Annotated in this window: 5 protein-coding genes; 2 read left to right on the top strand and 3 right to left on the bottom strand. The window is 71.5% G+C overall.

Annotated elements, in window-relative coordinates:
* On the bottom strand, positions 1-459 hold a 459-nt coding region (locus N4G70_RS26605), incomplete at its 3' end, for a type II toxin-antitoxin system PemK/MazF family toxin (protein WP_261715242.1).
* Between the two features lie 71 nt (positions 460-530).
* On the opposite strand from N4G70_RS26605, the gene N4G70_RS26600 reads away from it, so the two are divergent.
* Complete coding sequence (locus tag N4G70_RS26600) at positions 531-1,577, top strand: glycosyl hydrolase family 18 protein (protein WP_261715241.1); 1,047 nt, start codon at positions 531-533, stop codon at positions 1,575-1,577.
* 71 nt (positions 1,578-1,648) lie between these two features.
* Here N4G70_RS26600 and N4G70_RS26595 read toward each other — a convergent pair whose 3' ends face one another.
* Both N4G70_RS26595 and N4G70_RS26590 read right to left on the bottom strand, forming a co-directional pair.
* Entirely contained in the window at positions 1,649-4,366 is a 2,718-nt protein-coding gene (locus N4G70_RS26595; RefSeq protein WP_399036946.1) for a glycosyl hydrolase 2 galactose-binding domain-containing protein, read from the bottom strand.
* Between the two features lie 167 nt (positions 4,367-4,533).
* Entirely contained in the window at positions 4,534-5,709 is a 1,176-nt protein-coding gene (locus N4G70_RS26590) for an ROK family transcriptional regulator (RefSeq protein ID WP_261715240.1), read from the bottom strand.
* A 158-nt stretch (positions 5,710-5,867) separates the two neighbouring features.
* On the opposite strand from N4G70_RS26590, the gene N4G70_RS26585 reads away from it, so the two are divergent.
* Entirely contained in the window at positions 5,868-7,316 is a 1,449-nt protein-coding gene (locus tag N4G70_RS26585) for an APC family permease (RefSeq protein WP_261715239.1), read from the top strand.
* Positions 7,317-7,504: the final 188 nt, after the last annotated feature.

The following is a 7,504-nucleotide window of genomic DNA, read 5'->3' as shown; positions in this document are numbered from 1 at the left end:
GCGCCAGCCGTACCGTTCGCGCAGGCGCTCTGCGACCAGGGTGAAGCGGGAAAGGTCCAGGGCGCAGGCCTCGCGGCGCATGCCCTGGTCGTGCAGGCGCAGCACGCGGTCGAGGTCCACCCAGGACTCGCGGCCCTCCCGGTCCCAGGGGCCCACGCCGATCGGTACCCATTCGCGGTCGTGGTCGTGCCGCTTGCTGGACAGCTGCACCGCGAGCACCGTGCCGGCCGCCTCGCGGGCCACCACGAGCACCGGGCGGTCCTTGCCGCGCCCGTCGTTCTCCTCGAACGGCACCCACGTCCAGACGATCTCGCCGGGATCGGGATCGCCGTCACGGTCCGGGGCGTAGCCCATGCGCACCGCCCCCACCTCGTGGGGGTCGGCCTCGGTGGTGGCGGTCGGGCCGCTCCGACCGGGCAGCGGGGGGCGGTCGGTGTGGTCATCGAGGTAGGCAGTCATCCGGACACCGTAGGGCCTGTACGGCGCAACCCGTGAAGCGGCCGCGCCGAGCGGGCCGCAGGCTCGGGCCCATGGCCCCACGCTCCCGCGCACGACTGTGCCTCGCCGTCCTCGGCGCCGCCACCGCGCTGCTCCTCGCCCTCGTCCACGGCCCGGCGTACGCCGAAGAGGTGCCGGCCCGCACCGTCTCCGGCTGGCTCCCGTACTGGGACCAGGAGAGCGCGTACGCCGATGTGTTGCGGCACTCCGCACAACTGCACACCGTCAGCCCCTTCTGGTATCAGGCGAAGGCGGCGGACCGCGTCGATGGCCATCCCGGCGCGGGCGAGAACCGCGTCATCGACGGATTGCACCAGGCGGGCGTCAAGGTCGTGCCCACCGTCATGGAGACGATGAAGGCCGGCGAACTCGCGGCGATCCTCACGGATCCCGGACGCCGCACGACCCATGTCGAGACCCTGCTCGCCGTCGTGCGCAGCAGGACCTACGACGGGATCGACATCGACTACGAGTCGATCGCGCCGACCGGCGACGCCGAGTACCCGGCGGTGCGCGCCGCCTACGCCTCGTTCGCCGGTGAACTGTGCGGGCGGCTGCGCGCGTTGGGCAAGCAGTGTGTGCTCACGGTGTCCCCGCAGACCGCGACCACCGGCCGGATCTGGGACTACGCGGCGCTCGGCCGGGTCGCGGACAGGGTCCGCGTCATGGGGTACGACCTGCACTGGCAGGGCGGCGAGGCGGGCCCGCTGGCCAGCCCCCAGTGGTACGACGACATCCTGCGCCGGGCGACCGCCCTGATCCCCGCCGACAAGCTGGAGATGGGCCTGCCCGCCTACGGCTGGGACTGGGTGGCCGGCGGCAGAACCCGCCACGTCACCTGGCGCGAGGCCGAGGCCCTGCGCGTGGCCAAGGGCGCCCCCTACCGCCTCGACCCCGAGTCCCAGACACCCCACTTCAGCTACGAGGAGGACGGCGCGCTCCGCGAGGTCTGGTACCAGGACGCGGCCGGCGTCACCGCGGATCTGCCGGTACTGCGCCGCTACGGCATCCGCAACACCGCCATCTGGGCCCTGGGCTTCGAGGACCCACAACTCTGGCCGGTCCTCGGGAAGACCTGACCGCGGCCGGGCCACCGGCGCCGCGCCCGGCCCCACCGCACACGGCCCCCCGCCCTGCGGCGGGCGCCCCGTCAGCTCCCCGGCACCGTCGACGTCGCCGTGTTCCACCCCGACACCCGCAGCTGGGGCGCCGAGCCGTGCAGATCGGCCGTGCGGAAGGTCGCCGTCAGGGTCGTCGACTCCCCGGGCCACAGGCTCACCTGGTTGTCCGACCACCGCACCGGGAGCACCGGGGCGCCCCGCGCGTTCACCAGATGGACGTCGGTGAGGAGCGCCGGCGCCTTGCCCGAGCCGGTGTTCGTCACCGTCACCGTCGTCGTCGACATGCCGTCCGCGTCCGCCCGGGTGGTCCCCACCGCCGACACCGTCGCCCTGGGCATCGACGACAGGCCCGTGAGGTCGGCGAAGGACGTGGTCGGGGTGTGGAACCAGTCGGTGTGGTCGTAGTCGAGGGTGTCGGGCCTGGTGGAGAGCCAGTACACATTGCGGCTCACCTCGGTGCCCGCGCCGTCGGTGAGGACGAGCTTGGCGAGGTAGGTCGTGGACAGGCCGCTCACCGACGCCGGGACGGTCAGGGCCGTCGTGCTCGCGCCGTCACCGCCGACGCTCACCCCGGGCGCCGTCCGGTCGTAGACGCGGGTGCCCTCCGGGGTGAACAGCGAGACGCGCGCGGTCAGACCGGAGGCCGCGTCGGGCCGGTTGTTGACGACGGTCACCGCGCGGTTGTCGTAGGAATACTGGATGTGCAGCGGCTCGTTCGCCTTCTTCGCCCCGAAGTAGGCGCCCCCCTGGTCCAGATAACGGTCCATCAACTGCCAGTGCAGGGACGTCCATCCGCTGGTGAGCATCCAGTACACGACGCCGGTCGCCGGCTTCGCGGCGTCCTTGGCGTTGCGGGCGTACGCCTCGTACTGGGCCCGCACGTTCTCGTACTGCGCCAACTGCGCCTTGCGTACGTAGTCGTCGAGGCCGGTCGGGGCGCCGTAGCGGCCGGTCAGCGCGTCGTCGTACAGCTTGAGCGTGGCGAAGGTGGTCGAGGGGGAGCGGTGGTACTGCTTCGCCGAGGGGGACTTCCACAGGGTGTCGAGTTCGGCGGGGGAGAGCATGCGGCGCAGGGTGTCCAGGGTCGGGATGTCGGGGCCCGCGCTGGTCTCGGAGTTGAAGCCGGTGGCCCCGCCCTCCCGCTTGTTGTACCAGTAGTTCGGCGGCACCCAGTCGTAGGGGCCTGTCATCTTCATACCCGAACTGCCCGTGATCGGGGCCGAGTTGTCGGAGGCGGCGGCCACCACCGGTGTCGGCCAGTCGGCCGCCCTCAGCGCGTCCACATAGTTCTTCTCGATGGTCCGGTCCGGGGCGAAGTCGCTGCCGATGAGGAACGAGATCACGCTGGGGTGGTCGCGCAGGCGGGCGGCCTCGGCCGCCATGGAGGCCTTGGCGACCGGGTAATCGGCGGCCGTCCACTTGTCACCCGACTCGTCCCCGTTGACCTGGCCCTCCCACTTGTCGCAGCACTCCCAGCCGGGCAGCGTGAGCAGGCCGTGGCGGTCGGCGAGATCGAAGAACTCGTCCGGCTCGATATGGCCTTCCAGGCGAATGGTGTTGAGCCCGAGGTCCAGCGCGTACCGGAGCCGGTCCTCCACGAAGGTGCGGTCCCAGCGCAGGAACTCGTCGGGGGACCAGCCGCCGCCCTTGATCAGCAGCGGGCGTCCGTTGATGGAGTACTGCCGCGCGCCGTCGCCGTTCAGGGGGGCCTTCACATCGCGGATACCGAAGGACTCCCGCGCCGTGTCGGAGACGCCGGACGGCAGCGAGGCGGTGAGCGACAGCTCGTACAGGGGCTGTCCGCCCATGCCGGCCGGCCACCACAACTTCGGTGCGATCAGGCGGAGTTGGGGGTATTGGGCCGGAGTGAACACGATCGGCCTGGTCTCGTGCGCGGCCAGAGTGACGTTCTGGCTGAAGGTGATTTGCCCGATGGTGCCCGACACGGTCGCGGTGACCGGCGCCGCCGAGTCGTTGCGGGCCCGGGCCTTCACGGTCAGCTCGGCCGAGGTCGGCGAGGGCGCCGAGAGTGCCGTCACCACACGGGTGTCCCGCAGCGCGACCGGCCCTCCGCGTCGGACGAGCACGTCACGGACGATGCCCATGTTCTCGTCGGGCGGCGGCTGAAGCCAGTCGATCCAGCCCATGGTCAGGTTCTTCCGGGGGGCGTTGGGCTGGACTTTGAAGGCCACCGTGTTCGTGCCCGCCCGCACCAACTCCGTGACGTCCAGCTCGTGTTGGGTGTACGCCCCGGCGATCGCGCCCTGGTCGGCGACGTGACGGCCGTTGACGTACACATCGGCGGCGGAGATCACCCCGCTGAAGGTGAGGTAGGTGCGCGAGGAGGTGTCGGCGAGCGTGAAGTCCGAGCGGTACCACCAGGGGACCGTGAAGTCGGCGGCCGGGATCTTCTGCTGGTTGGTCGAGTAGAAGGGGTCGGCGTACTTTCCGGCCGCGAGCAGTGCGGCGAGCACCGTGGAGCGGGCGCCGGCCGGATACCAGCCGGCCGTGGAGTAGCCGGGGCTCGACACGGCGGCCGCCGAGTCGGCGACCTCGGCCGTCGACCGGATCGCGAACCCGGCCAGGGCGGTCGTGGCGCCCGGCACCGGGTCGACCGATGTCACCCGGGCCGGGCCGGGTCCGGCGCCGGGCACGTGCGGTGAGGTCGCGGCGGTGAGGGCGAGCACCAGGGCGAGGACCGCGCCGGCGGCGGTCCTTCGGCGCGGGACGGCGGGTCGGCGGAACAGACCGGGGCGGTGGAGCACGGCGGGGCGGTGGAACACGGTGGTCTCCCAGAGGGCTGGTCACGACATCCGCGCATCGCTACAAGTAAAGAAGCCTAACTAACCTGTCGAGCAAGCTAGAGGGGACACGAGGCCCTGTCAATCACGGGCCCATCGAGTGCCGCGGGGCCTCAGTGCGCCGAGCGCCGCTCGAAGGCCACGTCCCGTGCCGTGCCCAGCGCCGTCGCCACCGCGCCGAGCAGCACCGCGTCCTCCCCGAGTGAACTGGGCGCCACCTTCGGCCGCAGCGGGGTGAGCGTCCGCAGCGTCTCCCGGACGGGGCGCAGCAGCAGATCCGCACTGTGGCCGACGCCGCCGCCGAGCACCACGAGATCGGGGTCGAGGACGGCCGCGACCACCGCGACGGTGTGCGCGATCCGCTCGCCCTCCAGTTGAACCGCCGCTACGGCGGCGGCCGTTCCGGCCCGCGCCGCGTCGAAGACGTCCTTCGCGGTGAGCGGGCCCGCCATGCCGAGCGAACGGGCGGCCGCCACCACGGCGTCGCCCGAGACGGCCTCCTCCAGGGTGTCCGGCTTGTGGCCGCCGGGCCAGGGCAGGAAGCCGATCTCCCCGGCGCCGCCGTGCGCCCCCGTGAAGGGCTGGCCCTCGCTGACCACGCCCATGCCGAGGCCGGTGCCGATCATCACGTACACGAAGAGCCTGCTGCCCGCGCCGACGCCGAAGGTGTACTCGCCGAGCGCGGCCAGGTTGGCGTCGTTGCGCACGGCCAGCGGTATGCCGAGCCGCTCGCGCATCTGGTCGAACAGGCCTGGCCTGCCCCAGCCCGGGAGGTGCTGGGCGTAGCGCACCCGGCGCTTCTCGGCGTCGTACACGCCGGGGGTGCCGACCACCGCCTGGGCGACCTTCTCCGCGTCCACGCCCGAACCCTCGACGAGTTGGTGCGCGCTGGTGACGACGAGGTCGGCCATGGTGGCCGAGGTGCGCGCGTGGTTGCGGACCTCGGAGCGGGCCACCACCGTGCCGTCGAGGTCGGCGAGCGCGATCCGCAGCCAGGCCCGGCCGATGTCGATGCCCAGGGCGTAACCCGCGGTGGGATCGGGCGCGTAGAGCACGGCGGCGCGGCCCCGCTCGGGCGTCATCGTGCCGGCCTCGCGGACCAGGCCGGCCCCTTCGAGCGAGGCGAGCGCGCTGGAGACGGTGGGCTTGGACAGGCCGGTGTCACGGGCGAGCTGGGCCCGGGAGGCGGGGCCCTCGGCGCGCAACCGGTCGAGCAGCAGGCGCTCGTTGGAACTGCGCTGGCGTTGTGGGTTCCAGGGCAGGTCGCCACCCTCGTCGCTGCTGGTCATCGCATCATTCTCACGCATCGGGCCGGACGGCTCATCGACAACCCCTTGACGGTGAAAGTAAAGGTCCTTAACTTAAGCACGCCGCACGCCGAGGGAGTCCCTGTGCCGGTGCATCGGCAGTAGCTTCCTTTCTCCGACATCAGCCCAGGGAGGACCCCGTGTCCGCAACCCCTCCGCCCGCCGGCGGCTTCGTCCGCCGCATCGGGCTGTTCCAGGCCACCGCCATCAACATGAGCCAGATGTGCGGCATCGGCCCGTTCGTGACCATCCCCCTGATGGTCGCCGCCTTCGGCGGCCCCCAGGCCGTCCTCGGCTTCGTCGCCGGCGCGATCCTCGCCCTGGCCGACGGCCTGATCTGGGCCGAACTCGGCGCCTCGCTACCGGGCTCCGGTGGCAGTTACGTCTATCTGCGGCAGGCCTTCCAGTACCGCACGGGCCGCCTCATGCCGTTCCTCTTCGTGTGGACGGCGATGCTCTTCATCCCGCTCGCCATGTCCACCGGCGTCGTCGGCTTCGTGCAGTACCTCGGCTACCTGGCGCCCGGGCTCGGGGAGACGGCGGGCGACGTGATCGGGCTCGGCATCGTCGCCCTGGTGGTCCTGCTGCTGTGGCGGGGCATCGAGAACATCGCCCGGATCACCACGGCGATGTGGATCGTGATGATCGCCTCGGTCGGCCTGGTGATCGTGGCCGCGGCCACCGACTTCAGCCCCCACCTCGCCTTCACCTACCCGGCCGGCGCCTTCTCGGTGACGGGCAGTCAGTTCTGGATCGGCTTCGCGGCCGGACTCACGATCGGCATCTACGACTACCTCGGCTACAACACCACCGCGTACATGGGCGCCGAGATCAAGGACCCCGGGCGCACCCTGCCGCGCTCCATCATCTATTCCATCTTCGGCATCATGGCGATCTATCTGCTCCTCCAGATCGGCACCCTCGGCGTGATCGACTACCACCGGATGCTGGACCCGAACGACATCGCCTCCTCGTCGGTCGCCTCCGCGGTCCTGGAGAAGGCCTGGGGCAAGGGCGCGGCCGACGTGGTGACCGTGCTCATCCTGGTCACCGCCTTCGCCTCCGTCTTCGCGGGGCTGCTCGGCGGATCCCGGGTGCCGTACGACGCGGCCCGCGACAAGGTGTTCTTCCGCCCCTACGCCAGGCTGCACCCCCGGCACCGCTTCCCGATGCTGGGCCTGGCCACCATGGGCGTCATCACCGCCATCGGCTTCATGATCGGCCGTCGTACCGATCTGACCACCCTGATCCAGCTCCTCACCACGGTGATGGTCATCGTGCAGGCTCTCGCCCAGATCCTCGCCGTGACGGTGCTGCGCAAGCGCCAGCCCAGCCTCCGCCGCCCGTACCGCATGTGGCTCTACCCGCTGCCGAGCCTGGTGGCCCTGGTCGGCTGGCTCACCATCTACGGCTACTCCGACACGAACTCGCCCGGCCGCCACCCCATCGAATGGTCCCTGGCCTGGCTGGCGCTCGGCTGCGTCGCCTTCCTCCTGTGGGCGCGCTTCGAGAAGGTCTGGCCGTTCGGGCCGCGCGAGATCGAGGAGGAGTACCTCGACGAACCGCCCATGGAGAAGCTCCCCGTCTGAGTCGTCGAGGGCTCCCGCGGGGCGTGCATGCCGTCAACTCGCCCGATGGACAAGGGCGTTGACCGAGTGAGACACCGAGACCGGGACGCCCCGCAGCGGCGCCCGGCCGGTCGGGACGCGGAGCCCGCGCCGGGGCCGTCCGTCCACGACACCGACAGCCCGTTGAGCATCCCGCGCCGCACCGATCT

This window comes from Streptomyces sp. ASQP_92 (assembly GCF_025399895.1).
Taxonomy (GTDB): domain Bacteria; phylum Actinomycetota; class Actinomycetes; order Streptomycetales; family Streptomycetaceae; genus Streptomyces.
The sequence above is the reverse complement of the archived record's forward strand: the minus strand, read 5'-3'. Positions and strand labels throughout refer to the sequence as shown.

Coding starts and splice junctions, on each gene's coding strand:
- N4G70_RS26600 (WP_261715241.1), top strand. CDS start 531: ATGGCCCCACGCTCCCGCGCACGACTGTGCCTCGCCGTCCTCGGCGCC.
- N4G70_RS26590 (WP_261715240.1), bottom strand. CDS start 5,709: ATGACCAGCAGCGACGAGGGTGGCGACCTGCCCTGGAACCCACAACGC.